23 protein-coding genes are annotated in these 21395 nt (G+C 67.7%); 6 read left to right on the forward strand and 17 right to left on the reverse strand.

Features of this window, described 5'->3' with window-relative positions; all coding sequences use genetic code 11:
• The 3 genes from ACFRAH_RS02700 to ACFRAH_RS02710 are packed head-to-tail and all read left to right on the forward strand — an operon-like array spanning position 1 to position 1827.
• On the forward strand, positions 1-1071 hold the full coding sequence (locus tag ACFRAH_RS02700) for an L-idonate 5-dehydrogenase (RefSeq protein WP_377989370.1): 1071 nt from the start codon (positions 1-3) through the stop codon (positions 1069-1071).
• Positions 1072-1082: 11 nt separating this feature from the next.
• The gene (locus ACFRAH_RS02705; protein ID WP_377989371.1) at positions 1083-1292 is read left to right on the forward strand and encodes a hypothetical protein; all 210 of its coding nucleotides are present in this window, start codon (positions 1083-1085) and stop codon (positions 1290-1292) included.
• Positions 1276-1827: a hypothetical protein gene (locus tag ACFRAH_RS02710; RefSeq protein WP_377989372.1), complete on the forward strand. Its 552-nt coding sequence runs from the start codon at positions 1276-1278 to the stop codon at positions 1825-1827. The genes ACFRAH_RS02705 and ACFRAH_RS02710 overlap by 17 nt, the downstream gene beginning before the upstream one ends.
• 18 nt (positions 1828-1845) lie before the next feature.
• On the opposite strand, the gene ACFRAH_RS02715 is transcribed toward ACFRAH_RS02710, so the two are convergent.
• From ACFRAH_RS02715 to ACFRAH_RS02760, 10 genes are all read right to left on the reverse strand, one after another.
• Positions 1846-2451 (reverse strand): TetR/AcrR family transcriptional regulator, encoded by a 606-nt coding sequence (locus ACFRAH_RS02715; RefSeq protein WP_377989373.1) that lies wholly within the window; start codon positions 2449-2451, stop codon positions 1846-1848.
• 25 nt (positions 2452-2476) lie between these two features.
• Positions 2477-3112, reverse strand: coding sequence for a TetR/AcrR family transcriptional regulator (locus tag ACFRAH_RS02720; protein WP_377989374.1), 636 nt, complete (start codon positions 3110-3112; stop codon positions 2477-2479).
• A gap of 5 nt (positions 3113-3117) precedes the next feature.
• The gene (locus ACFRAH_RS02725) at positions 3118-4290 is read right to left on the reverse strand and encodes a pyridoxal phosphate-dependent aminotransferase (protein WP_377989375.1); all 1173 of its coding nucleotides are present in this window, start codon (positions 4288-4290) and stop codon (positions 3118-3120) included.
• Between the two features lie 137 nt (positions 4291-4427).
• Positions 4428-5225, reverse strand: a complete 798-nt coding sequence (locus ACFRAH_RS02730) for an SDR family oxidoreductase (RefSeq protein WP_377989376.1) — start codon at positions 5223-5225, stop codon at positions 4428-4430.
• Positions 5226-5317: 92 nt separating this feature from the next.
• The gene (locus ACFRAH_RS02735) at positions 5318-6346 is read right to left on the reverse strand and encodes a biotin-dependent carboxyltransferase family protein (protein ID WP_377989377.1); all 1029 of its coding nucleotides are present in this window, start codon (positions 6344-6346) and stop codon (positions 5318-5320) included.
• Positions 6333-7169, reverse strand: a complete 837-nt coding sequence (locus tag ACFRAH_RS02740; RefSeq protein WP_377989378.1) for a carboxyltransferase domain-containing protein — start codon at positions 7167-7169, stop codon at positions 6333-6335. Before ACFRAH_RS02740 ends, ACFRAH_RS02735 begins: the two co-directional genes overlap by 14 nt.
• Before the next feature lie 58 nt (positions 7170-7227).
• Positions 7228-8031: a LamB/YcsF family protein gene (locus ACFRAH_RS02745; RefSeq protein ID WP_377989379.1), complete on the reverse strand. Its 804-nt coding sequence runs from the start codon at positions 8029-8031 to the stop codon at positions 7228-7230.
• A gap of 92 nt (positions 8032-8123) precedes the next feature.
• Positions 8124-9473: an MFS transporter gene (locus ACFRAH_RS02750; protein ID WP_377989380.1), complete on the reverse strand. Its 1350-nt coding sequence runs from the start codon at positions 9471-9473 to the stop codon at positions 8124-8126.
• Between the two features lie 48 nt (positions 9474-9521).
• Entirely contained in the window at positions 9522-10154 is a 633-nt protein-coding gene (locus tag ACFRAH_RS02755; protein ID WP_377989381.1) for an RraA family protein, read from the reverse strand.
• A 159-nt stretch (positions 10155-10313) separates the two neighbouring features.
• Positions 10314-10859: a gluconokinase gene (locus ACFRAH_RS02760; protein WP_377989382.1), complete on the reverse strand. Its 546-nt coding sequence runs from the start codon at positions 10857-10859 to the stop codon at positions 10314-10316.
• 142 nt (positions 10860-11001) lie between these two features.
• On the opposite strand from ACFRAH_RS02760, the gene ACFRAH_RS02765 reads away from it, so the two are divergent.
• Positions 11002-11952 carry a 2-hydroxyacid dehydrogenase gene (locus ACFRAH_RS02765; RefSeq protein WP_377989383.1) on the forward strand — a complete coding sequence of 317 codons (951 nt, stop codon included), beginning with the start codon at positions 11002-11004 and terminating at the stop codon, positions 11950-11952.
• Between the two features lie 140 nt (positions 11953-12092).
• On the opposite strand, the gene ACFRAH_RS02770 is transcribed toward ACFRAH_RS02765, so the two are convergent.
• Positions 12093-12806, reverse strand: a complete 714-nt coding sequence (locus ACFRAH_RS02770; RefSeq protein WP_377989384.1) for a hypothetical protein — start codon at positions 12804-12806, stop codon at positions 12093-12095.
• 318 nt (positions 12807-13124) lie between these two features.
• Between ACFRAH_RS02770 and ACFRAH_RS02775 the strand changes: the two genes are divergently transcribed.
• Positions 13125-13649 (forward strand): TM2 domain-containing protein, encoded by a 525-nt coding sequence (locus ACFRAH_RS02775; RefSeq protein ID WP_377989385.1) that lies wholly within the window; start codon positions 13125-13127, stop codon positions 13647-13649.
• 88 nt (positions 13650-13737) lie between these two features.
• Here ACFRAH_RS02775 and ACFRAH_RS02780 read toward each other — a convergent pair whose 3' ends face one another.
• From ACFRAH_RS02780 to ACFRAH_RS02795, 4 genes are all read right to left on the reverse strand, one after another.
• A complete protein-coding gene (locus ACFRAH_RS02780; protein WP_377989386.1) occupies positions 13738-14658 on the reverse strand; it encodes a hypothetical protein in 921 nt (306 codons plus the stop codon).
• Positions 14655-15203 carry an RNA polymerase sigma factor gene (locus ACFRAH_RS02785; RefSeq protein ID WP_377989387.1) on the reverse strand — a complete coding sequence of 183 codons (549 nt, stop codon included), beginning with the start codon at positions 15201-15203 and terminating at the stop codon, positions 14655-14657. Before ACFRAH_RS02785 ends, ACFRAH_RS02780 begins: the two co-directional genes overlap by 4 nt.
• Positions 15204-15303: 100 nt before the next feature.
• The gene (locus ACFRAH_RS02790; RefSeq protein WP_377989388.1) at positions 15304-16122 is read right to left on the reverse strand and encodes a hypothetical protein; all 819 of its coding nucleotides are present in this window, start codon (positions 16120-16122) and stop codon (positions 15304-15306) included.
• A gap of 308 nt (positions 16123-16430) precedes the next feature.
• Positions 16431-17648 carry a glycerophosphodiester phosphodiesterase family protein gene (locus ACFRAH_RS02795; protein WP_377989389.1) on the reverse strand — a complete coding sequence of 406 codons (1218 nt, stop codon included), beginning with the start codon at positions 17646-17648 and terminating at the stop codon, positions 16431-16433.
• Positions 17649-17695: 47 nt separating this feature from the next.
• Here ACFRAH_RS02795 and ACFRAH_RS02800 point away from each other — a divergent pair, with 47 nt between their 5' ends.
• The gene (locus ACFRAH_RS02800) at positions 17696-18223 is read left to right on the forward strand and encodes a flavodoxin domain-containing protein (RefSeq protein ID WP_377989390.1); all 528 of its coding nucleotides are present in this window, start codon (positions 17696-17698) and stop codon (positions 18221-18223) included.
• 56 nt (positions 18224-18279) lie between these two features.
• Here the strand turns inward: ACFRAH_RS02800 and ACFRAH_RS02805 are convergent, their stop codons facing one another.
• Positions 18280-19224 (reverse strand): SAM-dependent methyltransferase, encoded by a 945-nt coding sequence (locus tag ACFRAH_RS02805; protein ID WP_377989391.1) that lies wholly within the window; start codon positions 19222-19224, stop codon positions 18280-18282.
• A 437-nt stretch (positions 19225-19661) separates the two neighbouring features.
• The gene (locus ACFRAH_RS02810; protein WP_377989392.1) at positions 19662-21344 is read right to left on the reverse strand and encodes a phospholipase C; all 1683 of its coding nucleotides are present in this window, start codon (positions 21342-21344) and stop codon (positions 19662-19664) included.
• Between the last annotated feature and the right edge of the window lie 51 nt (positions 21345-21395).

A 21395-nucleotide genomic window follows, 5' to 3' on the forward strand; every position in this document is an offset into this window, starting at 1 on the left:
ATGGGCAATCACAGCATGACCTCGGGCACCGCACTTGTGGTGCATGGCGTGGAGGACCTGCGCCTGGACCACGTGAAGCCCGCAGAACCTCGGAACGACGAGGCCGTCGTCGAAATCGCCTACGGAGGCATTTGCGGGTCCGACCTGCACTACTGGCTGCACGGCGCCGCCGGTGAGTCGATTCTTCGCCAGCCACTGGTGCTTGGGCACGAGGTGGTGGGCACGGTCGCCCAGGCGGCCGCCGACGGGTCCGGGCCCGCAGCAGGCACCCGGGTCGCCGTCCATCCGGCCACGCCCGGCGGCGACGGCGCCCGCTACCCGCAGGACCGACCCAACCTGTCCCCGGGGTGCACCTACCTTGGCAGCGCCGCCCGGTATCCCCACACGCAGGGTGCGTTCAGCCAGTTCGCCGCGTTGCCTGCCAGGATGCTCCGGCCCCTGCCCCGGGGGCTGACGCTGCGGGCAGCCGCCCTGGCCGAACCGGCCAGCGTTGCCTGGCACGCCGTCGCCCGCGCCGGGGACGTCCGCGGCAAGCGCGCCCTGGTGATCGGCAGCGGCCCCATCGGCTGCCTCGCCGTCGCCGTCCTCAAGCGTGCGGGCGCGGCGGAAATTATCGCCGTCGACGTCCATGAGGAACCTCTCAAGCGGGCGCGCCTGGTGGGTGCCACCGGCACCATCCTGGCGTCCGACGGCGATGCTATCGCCGCCGTGGAAGCCGACGTCACCGTGGAATCGTCCGGGAACCACCGGGGGCTGGACTCGGCGATCCGTGGAACGATGCGCGGCGGCAAAGTGGTGATGGTGGGCCTGCTTCCCAGCGGGGCGCAGCCGGTGGCCATCTCGCTCGCCATCACGCGCGAACTGGACCTTCTTGGCTCCTTCCGCTTCAACGGCGAAATGGACGAGGTCCTCGCCGCCCTGGCGGATGGCAGCCTGCACGTGGAGCCCGTGGTCAGCCACGAGTACGACTTCAGCGAGGCACTCGAGGCCTTCACCACAGCGAAGGACGCCGGCCGCTCGGGCAAGGTGCTCCTGCGGTTCAGCGCCGACTCGGATACGGGGGAGAACTGATGCTGCACGCCATGAGCACCGCGCCGGGCGCGCCTGCCGGCCAGGAACGGGTAACTGCCGTCACCGGCAACCACTGCCCGGTCAGCGGGACGTGGGAACCCGCGGGGGAGGAGGGCGGCCGCCGCCGCCTCCTGGAAGGCGCCGTCATGCCGGCCTTCCGGAACGCCGCCGCACAATGGAAACTGCTCGAAGGCCTCCGCCGGCGTGACCTACGTTCCTGAAGCCCGGCCCCGCCGCGCCGCCCGGAACAAGGCCGCCCGGAACAGCGCCGCCCAGGGCCGCACGGCCCTGGGCGGCGAAGCCCCCGGCGGCTGCCCGGAAGCTGAAGAGCGGCTTGCTGCGGCGAGGATGTCCCGCGCGCACCGGCAGAGCCGGCTGCGCACGCTCCTGACCCAGCGGAACGAGGCCATCGGTGCCGCACTGACGGGCCGGGTGCCGGCGGCGGCCATTGCGGGCACCACCGGGCTAAAGGTAACGGAGGTCAAGAAGATCGCACGGGCCTACTCGGACTCCTACGCTCCCGAATTCTCCCGGGAGCAGCACGTTGCCGGGCTGTCCGCCCTGGCGGAACAGCTGCGGACGGTGGAGGAAGAGAAGGCAAGCGCGGAGCGGCAGTTGCGGACCGACGTCGTAGATGTCCTGCGCAGCGGGAAAATGGACGTCTTCCGGATTGCCGCGCTGACGGCCGTAACGGCGGAGCGGCTGCGCGAACTGACGCGTGGAACGGGACTTCGCACGGAGAACTTCCGCGCCTAAAAAGTTCCGGCCGGGATGCTAGCCGTCCGCAGCAGTGCGATCCACGCGGGAGCGGTCCTCGCTCCACCCCGTCATGGCGCCCTTGAGCGCGGAAACCAGGCGCTCCGTTGCCTGGTCCTTGGTCAGGCCGACGGTGTTGATGAGGTCGAGGATTTCACGGGGGTCGAACAGGATGTTCCAGAGGAACATCGCCTCATCGCCCAGCGGCTCGAGCCCGAGCTCGTCGCAGGTTTCGCGGAGCGGCCGTTCGAGCGCCTCCGCCTGGACGGTCAAATAAAAGGCGCCTTGGCGCAGGCGGGCCAGGTAGCCTTCTCCGGAGCGGGTGTAAAGCATGGCGCCGCCGTGGCGGGTGACCAGGTCCACCCATTTGCGGCTGACGGCAACCAGCAGTTCCAGCCCGGTGGCATCCTGCTTGAGGCTGAAGTCGCGCAGCTTTTCGCCCACGCCGAAGCGGTACTCCGCCAGGACGTCCTCGACCGAAGGGAAATGGCGGTACGCGGTGGCAGTGGAAATCTCGGCATGCTTGGCGATGTCGGTCATGCTGATGGGACCCCGCCGGGCAGCGAAGAGCTGGCCGGCGGCCTTTACGAGTTGTCGTCGGTTGCGCTGGGTGTCGCTACGCATGCTTGGGTCCCTTCTCGGTACTCACCTAGCTTAGGGCCTTGGCGGCGGCCCACCCCTTGAGGGCGGCGGTGAAGGTGCGGACCAGCCGCTCCGATGCCTGGTCCGGCGTCAGGCCAAGGCTCCCGATGAGGTCGAAGATTTCGCGCGGGTCGAAGAAGACATTCCAGAGGAACAGTGCTTCGTCGCCCTGGCCCTCCACGCCGAGGGCGCGGGTGATCCCGTCCAGCGGACGCGTCAGCGCCTCGGCCTGCACGGTGAGGTAGTAGGCGCTGTCCCGCATTCGGGCGAGGTAGCCTTCGGCGGAACGGGTATGGACCATCGAGCCGCCGTGCTGCACCACCAGCTGCACCCACTTCCGGCAGACCAGCTCAAGCAGTTCGTGGCCGTGCGCTTCCTGCGAGGTACTGAAGGTCAGCAGCTCGCGGCCCACCTCGAAGCGGTAAGCGGCCAGCACCTCGTCCACCGACGCGAAATGGCGGTAGGCGGTGGCGGTGGAAATGCCGGCCTGGGCGGCCACCTCGGCCATGGACGCCGCCGTGCCGGCGCCGAAGAGGGCGCCGGCGGCGTTGACCAGGAGGGTGCGGCTTCGCAGCGTGTCGGGGCGAAGCCCCGCGGCGGGATCGGAGGGTCGCAGCCCCGCGGCCGGGTCGGAGACGAGCATCCGGGCTACCGGAGGGCTGCCAGGCCGGCGGCCAGGCGTTCGACGCCGGCCGTGATGGCTTCGGCGCTCGCCGCGTAGGAAAGGCGGAGGTGGAATTCGCCGTTGCGGCCGAACTCGCTGCCGGGACGGACGGCCACGCCGAAGTCGCGCAGGTGCGCCACCATCTGTGCCGCCGGAAGGTCGACGTCGTACTTGGGGAAGAGGTAAAAGGCACCTTCCGGGGAACTGACGGTGAGTCCTGGAATGCTCCGGAGGCCGCTGGCCATCAGTTCGCGGCGCTGGGAGTAGGAAGCGTGCATGCGCTCGATGTCCGGACCGCAGGTTTTCAGGGCGGTCAGCGCCGCGAGCTGGACGGCGGTGTTCATGGACCCGTTGAAGGTGTTGTGGACACGGGCTGCGGAGGCGATGACGTCGGACGGTCCCCAAAGGTATCCCACGCGCCAGCCGGTCATGGCGTAGCTCTTGGAGAAGGTCTGGCAGTAGATGGTCCGGCCGCGGAGGCCTTCGATTTCCAGCGCGGAGACGAAAGGCTCGGGAGTGTAGACGAGGTCGCTGTAGGCCTCGTCGGACAGGACCAGGGTCTCGGTGCCGGCCACCATGTCCGCGAGGGCTTCGAGCTCCCGCCGGGAGTGGACGATGCCCGTAGGGTTGGAGGGGTTGCAGAAGACGAACAGCTTGGCGCCCTCGAGTGCCGTGGCCAGTGCCTCCAGGTCCCAGTGCAGGTCCTCGGCGAGCGGCACCGGAACGACCGTACCGCCGGCCATGCTCACCAGGTCCGCGTACAGGGAGTAGGTGGGGTCCGGGATGACCACCTTGTCGCCGGGGTTGACGATGCCGAGGATCGCGGCTGAGAGGCCTGCGGTTCCGCCCTGGGTGATGAGCACGTCGCCCGGGCTGGCAACTCCGTCGAGGAGCCGGCCGATACGGGCGGCCAGCTCCTCGCGGAGCACCTGTTCGCCGAGCAGCGGCGAGTAGTGCGTGTGGCCCTCTTCCAGGGCCCGGGCGGCCGCAGCGCGCACCTGGGCGGGGGTGTCGAAGTCCGGTTCGCCCATGGCCAGGGACACCAGGTCACCTTTGGACTGCGGCTGCTGGACGCGCAGGGACGTGCGCTGGACGCGCAGCACTGCCTCCGAGGGCTGGAAGGCCCTGACGAGGGTGGCGGCTGGTTCGAGGGTCATGGTGGTCCTGCCTGAAGTTGATGGATGGCTTGCTGGGGCGACGGCGGCGGCGCCCCGGTTGTTCGAAGACGTGACGACGGAAGTTGCGGTGGCGGCTCTGGTGACTGACGTGCTGGCGGCTGACGTGCGGCGGCGTTTCATTGCTGGGGAACATCCTCTGCGGGGGCGCCGGTCCAGCGGCTGATTTCGATGTCCCCGGAGGTGTCCCGCTGCACGGTGGGGGCGATGACCAGTTCCTGGACCACGGTGCGCTGCGGCAGCGTGGCCACGAGGTGGATGGCCCGGGCCACGTCCTCGGGCTGGACCATGGCATCGCGCTCCTCGGCGTGCGGCGGCCGTGCCCTGTTGTCCAGGATGGGGGTGGCGGTCTCACCGGGAAGGATGGTGATGGCGCGCAGCCCCTCGTTGCGGAAGGTGTTGTGCAGGTACGTCATGAAATTCCGGACCGCTGCCTTGGCCGCGCCGTACGCGGCACCGCCCAGGAGATTCGGGTTCACGGCGGCCAGCGAGGAGACGGTGATGATGGTGCCGGTGTTGCGGGAGAGCATGTCCGGCAGGACGGCCTGGGTGAGCAGGTAGACGGCGTTGAGGTTGACGTCCAGGACCTCGTTCCATTCCTCTTGGCTGATCCAGCGGACGTTGAGGACCTTGCTGGCGCTGCCGGCGTTGTTCACCAGGATGTCCACCGGGCCGAGCGAGGTGCGGACGTCCTCGACCAGGGCGTCGACCTCCGCTTTCGATGAGATGTCTGCGGCCTTGACGACGGCGTGGCCGCCGTCGGCCGTAATGGCGGTGGCGACGTCGTCCAGCACCTCACTGCGCCGGCCCACCAGCACTACGCTTGCGCCCTCGGCGGCCAATAGTGCGGCGGTGGAACGCCCCATGCCGCTGCCTGCGCCGGTGACTACGGCCACCTTGCCTTCGAGAAGTGCCACTTTACCGCTCCTAATCGCAGTGAGATTCAAGCTTCATATGAGAAAAGTTTCTCATCTTTTGGTTGGCTGGGTCAAGCGCCAGTTTGGTGAACTCAGGCCGCGGCCGGGGCGGTGGCCAGCACAGACGCGTGCGGCAGCCGGACGGCGGCGAACAGGCTGCGGACCCGGTCCTCGAGGACGGTAAGCAGCCGCTGCTGTTCGCGGTAGCTTTCGACCGCTTCTGCATTGCTGACCCAGCGGAAGGTCATCTTCTGGCCGGGCCGGGCCTGGCCGAGCATCGGCAGGGATGCCTTGGTGGCGAAGGCGACGATCGGGTAGCCGGCCGTGAGCGTCCGGTACCGGCCCAGAATGATGAGTTCGTCGCCGTGGGGGATCTCGAACGCGCCGATCGGGACGCCGTGGGACACGATTTCGCCGAGCCCCTCCGGGTGGACCACCGGGCCGTCCAGGCGCAGGCCCACGTGGTTCGATTTGGCCGTGACGGTGTACTCGCGGGAGGCCAGCAGTTCCGTGATCCCGGGTGCGGCGGCGGTTTCCGGGCCCTCCACGATGTCGACGCGCCAGGTCCCCGGGCTGAAAGCCGGGACTGGCACCGGCAGCCGGAAGAGGGGCTGGGACAGGTATGGGTGCTCGAAGCCTGCGTAGCTGGTGCGGAGCTTGAGGTCCTGCCCGGCGCCGATCTGCTGCGGGAAGCCCATGCGCGCTTCCGGCGCGGCGCTGCCCATGAACAGTCCGGTGGCGAGAGCCCCGCTGAAGGCAAGGTAGTTGCGCATGCCGCCCCGCGCGTTGGCGATGACCACGCGTGCGCCGGCGGGGACGCAGACCGGCTCCCACATCGCGGCGGCTTCCCCGTTGACGGTCAGGTCCGCCGGGGCGCCGGTGACGGAGATCAGCACCGGGGCGTCGGGGATAAAGCTGAACCGGCCGCCCATGATTTCGATGCACGTGGCGGAGCGGAGGTTTCCCACGAGGATGTTGGCGACGGAGGCTGAATGCTGGTCGGCCGCGCCGCCGCAGGGCACGCCCATGTATTCGGAGTGTTCCCGTCCAAGGTCCTGGAACGTGGAGAGCCAGCCGGCCTCGCGGATCTTCAGTCCGACGGTCAGTTCAGTGGTTGCCATCGGGGGTCCCTCCGGAAGTTGGTGCAGCGGCGGGGCTGGCGGCGGTCCGGCCGGCATGCGCGGCGGTCGCCGAAGCAGCCCGGAGGAAGCGGCCCTCCAGGGCGTCCCATTCGCTCTCCGGGATGACGCGGAACCGCACGCGGTCGCCCGGCGTGTAGGACGTGGCCGGGTCTTCGCGGATGTCGCACACGGTCAGGGGTGTGCGGCCGATGACTTTCCAGCCGCTGGGGCCGGGGAAAGGCTGGATGATGGCGCTGGTGCCGGCCACCATGACCGATCCGGGGTCCACGTTGGTGCGCGGTTCCCGGCAGCGGCTGACCTGGCCGGGGAACGGCAGGCTGCCCATCATCGGCGCCATTGCGGAGGCGAGGAGGTTGATGGACAGTTCCGTGTTCTCCAGGATTCCCAGTACCGCTTCCTGGCTGATGCCGAGCTCGTCGGCTACGCCGGGAAGGTCGGGGGAGAAGGCCTCGCTGACCACCACCGGGATCTCGAAGAGCTCGGCAGCGCGTCCGGCGGCGGACGCCCCGGCTGTGGGGAGCCCGCCGCCGGACGCCGCCAGCCGGATCGTCTGCGCGAGCTGGCTGTGGCTGACGGCCAGGCAATCGAACTCCACCAGTACCGAATCCGCGCCGGCCACCACGTCCAGCAGCCCGTGCGGCTTCAGCTCGAACACCAGCTCGCGGAGCCGGCGGCTTCCGGCCTGGCGCTCTTCCGCCGTGCCGGCCGCCGCCTTCAGCATCAGGCCCGAGTCGCCGAATGGTGTCGCCTCGATCTCGAATAATCGGGACGTCGGCTGCTCGGGCGCTGGCTGGATGCTCATGGTTCCTTGGTTCGTGTCAGGTGACGGTGGTGAGGGGAAAAAGTGGCGACGGAAAAAGCTAGGCGGCGGCCCGGCGGGCCTTCTCGGCGAGGACTTCCTGCAGGCCGGTGGCCGTGATGCCGGCAGCCTCCAGCGCCTTGCGGAGGGCGGTGCCGTTTTCGAGGACCTGCGGGTGGTCGCCATGCAGGAGGACCACGTCGGCGTCGTGCCCGAGCGGGACCACCTTGCCGGTGACCGCGCGGACGGTGCCTTCGGTGACTACCTGGACCACGCGGCGGCCGATCTCCTCGGGGTCGTGCAGGAGCGCGCCCTCGGTGTTGCGGGAGACCGGCATGCCGTCCTCGCCGTAGCCGCGGTCCGCCAGGAACACGTAGCCCACCTCGAGTCCGCGCTTGCGTGACTCGTCGGCCAGCAGCCCGTTCTGGCAGATCACGATGTAGGAGGGGTCATATGCCTTGATGGCGTCGGTGATGGCGCGGGCGTGCTTGGCGTCGGTCTGGGCGATGCTGCCCATCCGGCCGTGAGGGGCCACGTGGCTGATCTTGCCGCCGTGGATGCGGGCGAAGGCGTCCAGGGCGCCGATCTGGTAGAGCACATCGGTGCGGATTTCCTCTTCGCTGGCTTCGATCAGGCGCCGGCCGAAGCCCACCAAATCCGGGTAGCCGGGGTGGGCACCGAGTTCGATGCCGCGCTCCACGCAGGACTTCACCGTGGCGTCCATGACGCGCGGATCGCCGGCGTGGAAGCCGCACGCGATGTTGGAGGCGGTGACCAGGCCCAGGAGGGCGTCGTCGTCGCCGATAGTGTAGTTGCCGTAGCTTTCGCCGAGGTCTGCGACGACGGCCACTGAATTGATGCTCAAGGTTTGCTCCCGGTGGTTCAGGTTGTGGTGCTTATGGTCCGACGACGGCGGCCGGCCGGCAAGGGCGGCAGGCCGCCGTCGTGCTTTGCTTTTTAGTGGGTCTGCAGCGGCAGTCCCTTGGTTTCCTTCAGGAAGAACACGGACACCAGGGTGATGATGGCGGTGCCGATGGAGGCGTACGCGGGGACCATGCTGTTGCCCGTGGCCTTGATGACCTCGGTCATGACCAGCGGGGCGCTGCCGCCGAAGATGATGGTGCTGATGCTGAACCCGATGCTGTAGGCGCTGTAGCGGACAGTGGTCGGGAATATTTCGGTCAGGACGGTGTGGACGACGGCGGCGTGCCCGGAGAAGGCGATGGCCATGACCACGGTGGCGATGCAGGCCATGACCATGTTGCCGGTGGTGATCATCGCGAACATCGGGTAGGACACCACGGCCATCAGGACAGCGGAGACGGCGAGCACGGGCTTGCGGCCGATGCGGTCGGACAGGCGGGCCATGAGCGGGATCGAGATGATGATGGCCACCAGGCTGAAGGCGGTCACGGTCAGGGCCTGTACCATGCTGAAGTTGTTGCCGGTGCCCAGCTGGGTCTTCAGGTAGGTGGGCATGTAGGCGAACAGGAGGTAGTAGCCGGGGCCGTTGACTGCCGGGAGGAAGATGGTCAGCGCGATGGCCTTCAGGTGGCGCTTGGACGTCAGGGCTGCGCGCAGCGGGTTGCGTTCCACCTGGTTCCGGTCACGGAGTGCTGCGAAGTGCGGGGTGTCCTCCATCTTGGAGCGGATGTAGTAGCCGATGTAGCCCAGGGGCAGCGCGAAGAGGAACGGCACGCGCCAGGCCCAGGATTCCATGGTGGCGTCGCCGAGGGTGGTGATCAGCGTCGCGGACAGGCCGCTGCCGAAGAGGAGGGCGCAGAAGGAGCCGACGGCGATGAAGCTCATGTTGTAGTTGCGGTGCCGGTTGTGGGCGTATTCGCCCACGAACGCCATGGCGCCGGCCACCTCACCGCCGGCGGAGAAGCCCTGCAGGATGCGGAACAGGATCAGCAGCGCCGGTGCGGCCCAGCCGATGACGGACGACGACGGGATGAGGCCAATGCAGGCCGTGGCGCCCGAGATGAGCAGCAGGAGCACGGCGAGCAGGTTCTTGCGTCCCAGCTTGTCGCCGAGGTAGCCGCAGATCACGCTGCCGAACGGGCGGGCCAGGAAGCTCACCAGGAAGCCGACGTTGGTCAGCAGCAGGGAGCCGAGGTCTTTCGAGCCCATGATGTTGATGGCCAGGTAGGTGGTGAGGAGGCCGTAGATGCCGTAGTCGTACCACTCCACGAAGGAGCCCATGGTGCCGGCGAAGGTCGCCTTGCGCACCATCTTGCCGTCAGCTGTGACGATCTGTACTTGAGCGGTGTTGAGGTCCACTGATTCCGTCGATGAATTAGTCATTGGAGTTCTCTCAGTCTAGGAGGGTCCCTGATGCGGGAGAAGCTTGGATTAGCTGTATTCGCGCGTGACTTCGGCCGTCATTTCGGCCTCATGCGCGGCGACTTCGATAACGCGTTCCAGGATTTCCGCGGCGCGGGCCTGGGGGATGATGACGACGCCGTCGTCGTCGGCGGCGACGATGTCGCCGGGGGAGCAGACAATGCCGCCGATGGCCACCGGTTCGCCGATGACACCGGGGCCGTTTTTGAACGGGCCGGCCGGGGTGGTGCCCCGGGCGAAGACCGGGAACTTGATTTCGGTGATGGTGGCGCGGTCGCGGATGTAGCCGTCGATGACGGCGCCGGTGGCGCCGGCGGCCTCGAAGCGCTGGGACAGCTGCTCGCCCACCAGTGCGCGGTGCTCGTGGCCGAAGCCGTTGATGACCACTACGTCGCCGGGCTCGATGTAGTTCAGCGCTTCGATGACGGCCGCGTTGTCGCCGGCCGCGCCCAGGACGGTCAGTGCCGAGCCGACGCAGTGCGCGCCGGCCCAGACGGGGTTGATGTTGCCGTCCACCAGGCCCAGGCGCTCCATTGCGTCGCCGATGTTGGCCACCGGGAACTTCTCGAAAGCCTTGACCAGCTCCCGGGACGGGCGGGTCCACTGTGCGGTGCGGACGGTGAGTTCGAGCGTTGTTGCCATGGGGTTCAGCCTTAGGGTCTGGAGGGTTTGAATGCGCTGGCTGGAGTTGAGATGCCAATCACATATGAGAAAAGTTTCGCGTTTCTTTTTTCATCCGTCAACCCTTTTCTGTTTCTGGGACGTAAAAGGTTCGCGGTGGGGTCTGCGGGGGGACTTTGGTCAGGCGGGTGACCCGGCGGCGCGCAGAGCACTGCCGTTCATGAGCGCCTGGCGGGCCTGTTCCACAAGGGCGGCCGGGGACTCGCGGATGTCCAGGAGCAGGTGGAGCTCGTCGGCGTCGAGCGGCTCGAGGGCGGCGAGCTGGGAAGCGAGCATGGCCGCGGGCATGAACTCGTGCTGCCGGCCGGCCACGCGGCTGCTCAGTGTTTCAGGATCGCCCGTCAGGTGCAGGAATAGTATGTTGCCGGCCTCGGCCCGGAGCTGGTTGCGGTAGCGGCGCTTGAGCGCGGAGCAGGCCACGATGATGTTCCTGCCGTCGGCGGTTCCGCCCCTCAGGGTCCTGCCGATTTCGGCAAGCCAGGGGTGGCGGTCCTCGTTCAGCGGGGTGCCTGAGCCCATCTTCTGCTTGTTTGCTGCGGGGTGGAGGTCGTCCCCGTCGATGAACGTCAGGCCGAGCCGCTGTGCGAGCAGGCTCCCCACGGTTGACTTGCCGCAGCCCGATACGCCCATCACCACGATGGGTGGAAACGTCGTCGTCGTCATCATTGATGAATCCTTCCGGCGGCACCCTTGCCACGCCTCAGTCTTGATGCGATGATGATCGCATATGAGAAAAGTTTCGCAGATTCAATCCGGGTGGTCAACAGGCCTTTTGCCGGGGTCTGCCGCTCACGAAAAAGGACGCCGCATGCCCTCGATCAGCACCGTCAGCTTTCCCGACCAGGACCTTCTGGCACGCCTTTCGCCCCTCCCGGAGGGGATCAGGGGAACCGTGTGGGACCTGAAATCCGACCCCGAGGACGTTGCCCTGGCGGATATTGATGCGGTGGTTTTGCCCTACATCGATGCCGGTGCCGTGCTGGGTTCACTGAGCAAAGCGGGCAACCTTCAGCTGGTCCAGACCCAGTCCACGGGGTACGACGGCGTGCCGGAGGCGGCAGGTCCGGCGGCCGCCGTCGCCACCGCCGCCGGCGTGCATGCGGCGGCGACCGCCGAACTCGCCGTCGGGCTCATCCTGACCAAGCTCCGCGGCATCGACGCCGCGGTTCGGGACCAGCAGACGGGGAGCTGGCGTCCGCAGCGCCGCCCGTCTCTGGCCGACCGCCGGGTGCTGCTCCTCGGCGTCGGCGGGATCGGGCATGAGATCGCCAAGCGCCTGACGCCGTTCGAGGTGGAGCTGACGCGGGTGGGCAGCAGTGCCCGCACGGACGGGCATGGCCAGGTCCATGCCGCGGCCGACCTCGTTTCCCTGGCGGCAACGCATGACGTCCTCGTGGCCGTGACGCCGCTGAGCGACGCTACTTACCGGCTGGTCGACGCCGAAGTCCTGGCGGCCTTGCCGGACGGGGCCCTGGTGGTGAACGTGGGCCGCGGCCCTGTGGTGGATACCGAGGCCCTGACCGCGGAGGTGCTGTCCGGACGGCTGCACTGCGCCCTCGACGTCGTGGATCCGGAACCGCTGCCGAACGACCACCCGCTGTGGGGCTCGGAGAACGCGCTGATCACGCCCCACGTCGGCGGGAATGCTTCGGCCTTCGAACCGCGGATCGTCAAGCTCCTGGCCCGCCAGCTCGAAGCCATCGCCGCAGGCAACCGCCCCGAGAACCTGGTCCAGGAAGGCCCGTTCGCGGCCGTTTGAGCCCAGGTTGAGCCCGTCAGCTGGGCCTGTCGAAGCCAACCCCCGTGGCATGACGAAAAATGGCCGCCTGGCGACGCGTTCAGGCGGCCATTTTTGGCAAAACAGCGAAGGAAAACGGCAGCTTCAGGATCGCCGGCGCTTCAGCCTTGCAGCGCGTCCACGGCCTTCGCCGCCGTCGTGATGCTGTCCCAGCCGCGCTGACCGGCCGCCACTGTCATGCGGTCAAGCTCCACGCCCTTGTTCTGGAGGATGGCCACGAGGGTCGCGTTAATGACGTCGTTGCGGAGTTCAGCCAGCCAGGTGCCGCGGATGTTCGGCATTACGGGAACCCGTGCCCGAACAGTCAGGAAGTGACCTCCGACGAAGGCGGCGGCGATGCAGACGACGCCGGTCAGCACCAGCTTCAGGATGTCTTCGCGGCTGGTGGTCAGCACGTACACCGGCGGGGCGATCAGGGCCAGCATCAGGCCAAGGCGCAGCAGAAAAATCTCCCTGGCCCTTCCCGACATCCGGCGGCGGTGCATCGTGGCAGCCAATTGTTTGTCGCGGACCGCCTGGGCCTTGAGGCGCCATTGCCGCTGCGACCCGAGGTGAAGCCTGACCAGGGCGCGGGCGGAGGCCAGTTCCTCCGGGTACTGGGCACGCAGGGCCTGAACGGCGTCTTCCTTCTCGGCCCAGGGGCTGGTCAGCCTCCGGTCGATGGCCGCGGCGACGTGGTCCAAGCCGAGTCGTGCCGCGGCTTCGGCGGTTTCTTCGACGCGTGGCGACTGTGCCGCGCCGGTATCCTGTGGTGTTTCGTCATGTCGGGTGCCGTACCGCGGCGACCCGTCGACGAGCTGATATTCATTGCTCATTTATTTCCCCATGTTGTGGCCCGGCTGCCATTTCAGAATGCCATCCACGGTCGCCACCAGGTTGATTGATGAGCAAAACCTGCGCAAAGCTTATGGAACTCCTGCCCCTCGGCTGCAGTCCAACGGCGCGTCAATGCCAGGGCAAGCACCTCCTGATCGGCACGGACGGAAGGGTCCGCCGACATACACGGCAAATCAAACTTCGATGGGCCAGAATTATGGCGGCACATTGATTTTCTTGGGGGATGCCGTCTTTCGATGGTGAGCGCTTGCCCTTGAGCTTTGGGCTGCATGATCACTACCTCGAAAGGCATAACCATGACACACCCCGGCGCCGAACAGCCTGCTGCCGCTCCTGAACCTGAATTGCCTGCGGCGCCACAGCCGTCGGCCTATGACTCAAGCCAGCCGGCGTGGAATTCGTCGCCCGTCGCGCCTGCACCGACGGTGCCGCCCGCCCAGCAGCTGCCCCCGGCGCCTGCGCAGTACCAGAACTACACGCCACCGCAGCAGTACCAGGCGCCCGCCGCCATGCAGCACGTGAACAGCCACTATCCGCAGATGCCGCAGCAGCCTCCGATGCCGTACCCGGCCTACGGCTACCCGCAGCCCAAATCCAAGATCGCGGCTGGCCTCCTCGGCATCTTTCTGGGTGGACTGGGCATCCACCGCTTCTACTTGGGGTACACAGCCATTGGCGTGATTCAGCTCGTCCTCACGCTTTTTGTGGGGGTCTTCACGTTCGGGCTCGTGGGCCTTTGGGGCGTCATTGAGGGCATCATGATCCTCGCCGGCGCCAACTACTTCCGTCAGGATGCGAGGGGAATTCCGCTTCGCGACTGACCCGGCCCAGCTTGCGCAAATTGACGCGGGGCTCCCACAGGGAGAATTACGCCGTCTACGGCTGCGTCGGCGTCGGTACCACCACCGTCTACCGCCTGCCGCCGCCTTGGCCATGAGCCGTTCTGGGATGGCCGGCGTCCTGTCCGGCGCCGCCGCCGTGGCGCCCGTGGCCCTGCGCGTTTCTGGGGCCGGACGTCTCCGCTCCGCGCGCCGGACGTTCGTATGCCTGCCGTTCGTATGCCTGCCGTTCGTATGCCTGCCGTTCGTACGCTCGCCGGTCAAACTCCCGGCGCTCGAACGCTGACCGGTCATGCCCGTACCGCGGCGCGTCAGCGTGGCGGGAGGCCCCGGTATCTGCCGGCTTTCCTCCCGTCTGCGTCATCCCGGCTGAACGCCCGGATTCGACGTCGTCCTGCGGGCGCCGTCCGTGCCTGGGCCGCGCGTCCTCGCTCTGGTGGACGACGGATGGTTCTGCCCGGGGAGCCGGAACAGCGGCGGGGACACTGGGAACGGACACGGGGGAGGGAAGGACGACGGCGCGTGCCGGCTCGGGTGTCCGTGCCGGCTTGGGTTCCGGTGCAGAAGCAGGGGAAGTCGGCGCGGGGGAGACAGGCGCCGGCTTGGCTGGCGCGGGGTGAAAGAACGAACCGATGATGCTGCTGATGGTTCCCTCGGCCTGGCTGCGCAGACCGTCGTTCGCGGCTGCCGCCCCGCCGGCGACGCCCAGCGAAGCCGCCACAGCCAGCGTGGTGAAGACGATGCGCCCCTTCCCCGGCTGCTTGCGGGGCCGGTCCGCGAGACGGATCACCTCGGCTGTATTGGGCTGGCCCAGCAAGGCGGCGAGTTCCGGCGAAGGCTCCGGCACTTCCGTGACCCGCTGGTTCCGCATCTCCAGCAGCAGGGCGCGCAGCTCGGCGTCGTCCGGAAGACCCGCCTCCGCGAGCAGCCCGTCCACGCAGCGCTCGTCGTCGAGCCGGCGCTCTTCTTGCCTCCTGCCTGCATCGGTCATGGCGAGCCTTCTCTCATTAGGTGGCGGAGTTTCCTGAGCCGGCACAAGGCCCGGCGCTGCAGTTGCTTGATGGCTCCTGGCGATTTGCCCATGATTTCCGCGGTCGTTTCCAGGGACAGGTCGGCGACGATCCTCAGCGCGAGGACCTCCTGCTGGTCCTGCTGCAGCGGTTCAAGCAGCGCCTTCACGTTCGCCGTGCTCTCCGATGCCAGCACCTGTTCCTCGGCGGAAGGATCGCTGCGCGGGTCAGATTCGGGGTTGTACCCGGTGGTCGGCGGGGCCTTGCTGCGGCGCCGGTGCTCGTCCACGTAGCGCGCGTGGGCGATGGAGAAGACCAGGGACTTGATCCCGCTCGGCCCGCCGCGCACCTGCCCGAGCTGTGGGTACAGGGCCAGGAAGACCTCCTGTGTTGATCCTTCCGGATCTTCCACGCCGCGGGCCCGAAGATAGCTCAGCACGGAGGGCGAAAATTCGCGGTAGACAGCACAAAAGGCGCCCTCGTCGGATTGACCAGGCGTCGTGGGATCACCTTTGACCGGTTGCATTCGCCCCCTGTGCGGATGCCCTGTCCCGGGCATCCTTCGGATGTGGCGCCGGACGGGGTGAACTGGCCGTCCCCCGCCCGACGTTCCTCCTGCTGACAGGCTACCTGCGTCCGCCGGAATGTGAATGCGAGTTGCCGTGTGAATGCGAATTGCCGGAGTGCCCCCGCGAGTTGTCAGAGTCGTGGCGTGCACCGTCCCACGAACCACGGGCCGGCGCCCGACCCGGCTGCTCCACGCGCCGCTCGGTACGCTGCTGCGCCCGCCGCTCGCTCTGCTGCTCCACCCGCTGCTCGGTCTGCCGGTCCGCCCGCCGGTCCTTCTGCTCCGCGCCGGAACGGCGAGTTACTGATTGGCCGGTCGAGCTCTCGCGGGCATCATCGTCATGTGCGTGGCGCTTGGCCGTGATGTTCACGCAGTAAGTGACGATCCTGCTTTCGCCGCCCGCCGCCCTGACAAGCGCAGCACGCGCCGTGGACTTGTGGCCCAGGCCGCCGTGGGTGAAGGCGTTGCAGAGGCCGAAGGCTGCCGGGCCGGTGGCGTCCGGTCCCTTGGGAGCGGAGGTCGGCGCAGGGGTCGGCTCCTCGGACTCAGTGGGGGACGGGCTCGGCGTGGCCGATTCTGTTGGCGTCGGAGTGGGTGACGGTGATTCGGTTTCGGTGGCCGTCGGGGACGGCGACGGTGATTCGGTTTCGGTGGCCGTTGGGCTCGGCGACGGCGTTTCCGTCTCCGTGGCCGTGGGAGTAGGTGACGGTGATTCGGTTTCTGTGGGAGCAGGCGACGGTGATTCGGCGTCCGAGACCGTGCGGCCGTCCTGCAGGAACGCGGTGATGGCAGTACAGCCAGTCCCGCTTACCACCAAGGCTCCGGCGACGATCACGGTGGCCGCCAGCCTGTTTCCAGTAAGAGTGAACAGAGACATGAGATGAGACCCTCCGTTGACGAAAATAGTTGCGTTCAACTTTGCGGTTTTCTCTCCGCACTCTGTGGATCGTAAATTCAGTCACAAAGGTTACGGGTTTGGTAAAAAACTTTTGGTCGGCGACAAGTAGTCAGTCGGGGGGAAGCAAAACGGCGGGCCGCCCCGAGAAGGGGACGGCCCGCCGTCGTACGCCTCTGCGCTGCCGCTGGCCCCATCGATTGCTCCGCAACTGCCCTTATGCAGCCGCAAAACGGCAGTTACAGAGCAATCGACGGAAGAATCACGGCGGTCAGCGGTGACAGGCCCGGTCAGTCAGCCGGGGCGTATGCCTTCGGCAGCTTCAGCCCGCGTTCCTGCATGAGCGTGCGCAGGCGGGTGGGGTAGTCGGTGATGATGCCGTCCACGCCGAGGTCCATCAGGCGCGCCATGTCCGCCGTGGTGTTGACGGTCCACGGGATCACCGGCAGGCCGAACTCGTGGGCCTCGGCGATCATCTTCGGGGTGACGGACGCGAACGCGGGCGAGATGACGTCGTAGCCCTGGGCCTTCGCGGCCTTGGCGAGCGAGCCGTCGTAATCGTCGATGTCGATGCCGCCGAGTTCCGGGGCAGCGCCGGGCTTGCCCACCTGCAGCCAGGCATCGCCGCTGGAGAGGGCCACGAGCGGCAGCTGCGGGGCGATCTTCTTGGTGTAGTTCAGCGTGGACCAGTCGAACGACTGCACGGTGGTCCGGCCGGACATGCCCGCCATGTAGATCTCGGTGACCACGGCCTTGGTCAGCGCCACAGAATCGGGACCGCCGGCCCGGCCGTCCTCCACCTTGGTCTCCACGTTGAAGCGGACCTTCTTGGCGCCGTACTCGTTGGCCAGCGCGAACACGTCCTTGAGCTCGGCGACGCGGTTGCCCTCGATCACCTGCTGTTCCGGGTAGCCGGCCAGCTGGGTGTAGCCGCAGTTCAGCGTCTTGATCTGGGCCAGGGAAAGGTCCGCCACACGGTCGCCGGCGTAGGGGAACTCGGGGTCGTTGGGCGTAGCCGGCGCGGTGTCGGCGCACTTGTTGGCCTGCATCGTGTCGTCGTGCCAGACAATGACCTTGCCGTCCTCCGTCAGGTGGGTGTCCAGCTCCAGCGTGCTCACGCCCAGTTTCAGCGAGTTGGCAAATGCGGCCAGCGACTCCTCGGTCCACTCGCCCCGGCCGCCGCGGTGGGCCTGCAGGTCGAAGGAGCCGTTGCTCTCGTTGGTCTTGACCGCTGGCGCGGTGGTTCCTGCGGCGTTCGGCGACGGCGTGCCGGCCTCCGCGGTGGGCGCGGCGACGGCGGTTCCCGCCCCTGAGGCAATGCCTGTTGTGAAAAGCGCGGCGGCGGCCGCTGCGGTCAGGACTTTGCGCATGGTGGTGGTTCCTCCCGGAAGTCGGTGGTCGGCGCTGAGCCGCCGACCCGACAACCCTAGTGAGGCCAGGTGGCCTGCTGTCTGCGGGAAGGTGGCGGTGAGGTTAACGGCATCGTTGGGACCAATGGCAGGTTCCATCCGGCTCCCGTTCCCGCAGAATGGGGGAAGGAAAGGGAGGCTCGACCATGGCTGTTCTTGTTGCCTACGCAAGTGCGCGGGGTTCCACCCGCGAAATAGCCCAACACATCGCTGCACGTATGGCGGATGCACTGGGCGAGGTTGAGTGCCGGTCCGTGGCGGAAGTCGGTTCCGTCTCCGGCTACGAAGCTGTGGTGGTGGGCAGCGCCGTTCACAACCAGGCGTGGCTGGCTCCGGCCTTAGCGTTCCTCACACAGCATGGGCCCGAGTTGGCCCAATGGCCTGTCTGGGCCTTCAGCGTGGGCATGTCCGACGGCCTGCCCAAGCTGTTCCGCGAGCGCGGTGCGGTACTGCAGCAGCAACGCCTGGAGCAGACGCAGTTCCAGGACGTTCCGCTTCGCGGCCACGCTGTCTTTTCCGGAGTCTACGAGGCCAGCCAGATGGCGGCGCCGCTGCGGTCATTGTTCCGCCTCACCGGCGGCCGGCTCGGAGACCTGCGGAACTGGGCGGCCATCGACGCCTGGACGGACCAAATCACAGCGGAACTCGCCACACCTGCGTCACCCGCGACTTGAGGCACTGAGTTTGCGAGGCACTGAATTTGCGAGGCACTGAATTTGCCGGAGCCGGCTTACGGCAGCCACGCGGTGACGAAGCCGCCCCGCGACTGGTCCTGGCCCTGGTCCTGCGGTCCGGGCTGCTCGTCGTCGGGCACGCCCGCTCCGGCTTCAGTTGAAGTATCCAGTGACAGCACCCTGCCGTACAGCGAGCACAGGTCCTCCACCGTGTGGCCGCTGCAGCGCCAGCCGGCCGCTTCGAGCAGTGCCGCCGGGTCCGGCGGATCGGACCGCGCCAGCAGCTCGCTCATGGGCAGGCCCGTCTGCTCGCTGAATTCGCGCAGCTTGGCTTCCATGTCATCGGTCCGGGGAATCGGCACGGCCTGCTCAATCACCGCCCGGGACCCCGGCGCCGACAACGCCGCGATTTCGCCCAGCACCGCGTGCTGCGCGGCGGCATCGAGGTACGGCAGCAGGCCCTCGACGACCCACGTGGTGGGCTGCGACGGGTCAAAGCCGGCGGCCAGGAGCGGCTCCCGCCACGGCAGGGAGAGATCGGCGGGCAGGGAAATCAGTTCGCACCCGGGCTCCGCGGACAGCCGGCCCAGCACATGGGCCTTGAACTCCAGGACGTTGGCGCTGTCGATCTCAATGACCTTGGAGCCGGCCGGCCACGGCAACCTGAAAGCCCGGGTGTCCAGTCCGGCGCCCAGAACGACCGTCTGCGCGGCGGTGGAGGCGGACTGCAGGAAATCGTCGATGAACCTGGTCCGCATCCCGATATAGATGGACGCCAGCAGGAGGGGCTGCTCCAGGGGAGGAGCCTCCGAGGGCTGGGCAGGCCACACCGTCGGCAGGTCCAGATGGGAGCGCGCGGCCACCACCAGGGCTGAAGCGAACCGGTCGGCCACGAGCGGGTCGGGCCTCGACGCCTCGACCGCCCGGCCGGCAGCCACGGCCAGGGCCGTCAGCGGCAGCCCCTGGTCCTCGAGTGACGTACTGCCGTCGAGCTCTGCCACGCGATGCCCTTCTGCCGTGCCGGACCACTTGCGGCGAGCTTACCCCACCCGCCCGTCACGCCTGCGTGGGGCTGTCCCACCAGCCTTCCCAGGGTGCGGACGTGAGCTTGCCCTGCGGAAAATCACTGGTCGGCCCGGCCTGGCCAAAAGGGGCCTTTCCGTCATTGCACGAGGAACTGAAAAACAGGTTCAAGGTATTCCAAAGCATTCAGCTGCTTCCTTTCAATTGACCTGCGGATGACCCGCTCTCAGGTAGGAATCAGCGTAGTCACGGCATGTTTCAGGGCGTCGATCCAACGTTTCGTTTTTGTATCCGTCTGCTCACACGGCGGCAGCGCGAAGTGCCGCCCCGCTGTCGGGCTCACAACAGAAACGCCACCCTGCGGCTGCCGGGTGGCGTTTCTGATGAAGGATGGTCCGGGGCAGGACCAAGGGTGCTACTTCAGGGAGCTGTGGCTGATGGATGCGACGGCGCCGGTCTGTTCGTTGAGCAGGACCTTGTCGTTGCGCTGGTGGTGGAAGTTGAACATGGCATTCACGGAGCCCGCTGTGGCGTCGGCCGAGGCGTCGCCGATCCGGCCCGTGTTCCAGTTGTCCTCGATGAACCGCAGGATCGAGGCCTGGTCGGTCTCGGTGTGGTCCACGAAGTTCTTCTTCGCGTAGGGGGAGATGACCACCAGCGGCTGCCGCGGGCCGGGGCCGCAGCGGTCGGCGTAGCCGCCGGCCATCGGGATGCCGCTGGCCGCGGCGCTCTGGCACCAGGCGGCGTCGTCGGCGGAGTTGGAGGAGTTCCTCACCTTCGCGGCGACGTGGTCGTACCAGCCGTCCGAGTCGTCGTACGCCAGCACGACGGCGGTGTTGTCCCAGTTCCGGGAGCTCTGGATCCGGTTCACGGTGCTTGTGACGAAGTTCTGCTCGTCCACCGGGTCGGAGTACGCGGCGTGGCCGTCCTGGAACATGCCGGCCTTCAGGAAGGACACCGCGGGCAGGTTGCCGGTGTCCACCACCTTGTTGAACGCGGTGAGGTCGTACTGGTGGTTGGCCTGGCCGTTGTGGCCGATTTCCGCGTCAGACGCCGGTGCCAGGTGGTGCGGGTTGGCGGTGGAGGTGTAGTACTGGAACGGCTGGTGGTGCGGGGAGTAGTCAACAACGCTGGCACCCGCGGCGTTCGTGTGGCCGGACAGGCACGACGCCGGGCTGGTCCCCGTCGCGGCGGCGGTCGGCGTGAAGCCGCCCTGGAACCAGCCCCAGGACACGCCCTTCGCGTTGAGCAGGTCGCCGATGTTCCTGCCGGTCATCCCGGCCAGGTTGCCGGTCTTGGCGTGGCTGTTGTTAGAGCAGTCGTCGTACACGGGGTCGGGGTCGTTGATGACGGTGCCCACGCCGTTCGCGTCGGGCTGGCGGACGGCGCTGCTTCCGGAGGCGGGCGTGGCCACCGGCTGCCCGGCGGCGGTGTATTCGGTGGCACCGTGGGTCTGGCCGGAGATGAGGTTCAGGGCGCCCGGGGTGGAGGGGCCGAAGACGGTGCTGAAGTGGTTGTCGCTCATCGAGTAGTTCTGGGCGTAGTTCCAGATGCCCGTGACGGTGTTGCCGTCGTAGTAGTCCATGGTGAGGCCGGGGCGTCCGTACTGGTTGGTGCCGCAGGCGTCGCGGCTGGTGAACTGGACGAACTTGTCCATCGCGCCGCCGTTGTAGGCCTTCTGCTCGGCCGAATACCCGTGGTCCTGGTCGCAGGTGACGGCCTGCAGGGGCGACAGCCGCTCCGGCTGGACGGAGTTGGGGTTGTTCGGCGCGAGCAGGCCTGCGTGGGCGAGGGTGTTGATGTCCTTCGGCGTGGCGTCCGCGGCGGTGAAGGAGGCCGCACGGGTGCCGCTGCCCTGCTGGGTTTCGCCGGCGGTGTTGGCGGCCTTGGGGTAGGTGGCGAAATAGTGGTCGAAGGAGACGTTCTCCTGGAAGATCACCACCACGTGCTTGATCGGCGTTGCGGTCTGAGGGTGGGGTTCGACGGCGGTGGCCGGGCCTGCGCCGAAACCGGCCAGTCCGGCGGTCAGGGCAGAGACCGCGAGGGCGGCGGCGCCGGCGGCGCCTTTTCGGGTAAATCGGAGGGCTGGAGAGGGCATGGGAAATCCAATCGTTCCTGTTGGTGGAGGAGCGGAACCGGTGGGCCGCCG

This window comes from Arthrobacter sp. NPDC056727 (assembly GCF_042790555.1).
Taxonomy (GTDB): domain Bacteria; phylum Actinomycetota; class Actinomycetes; order Actinomycetales; family Micrococcaceae; genus Arthrobacter.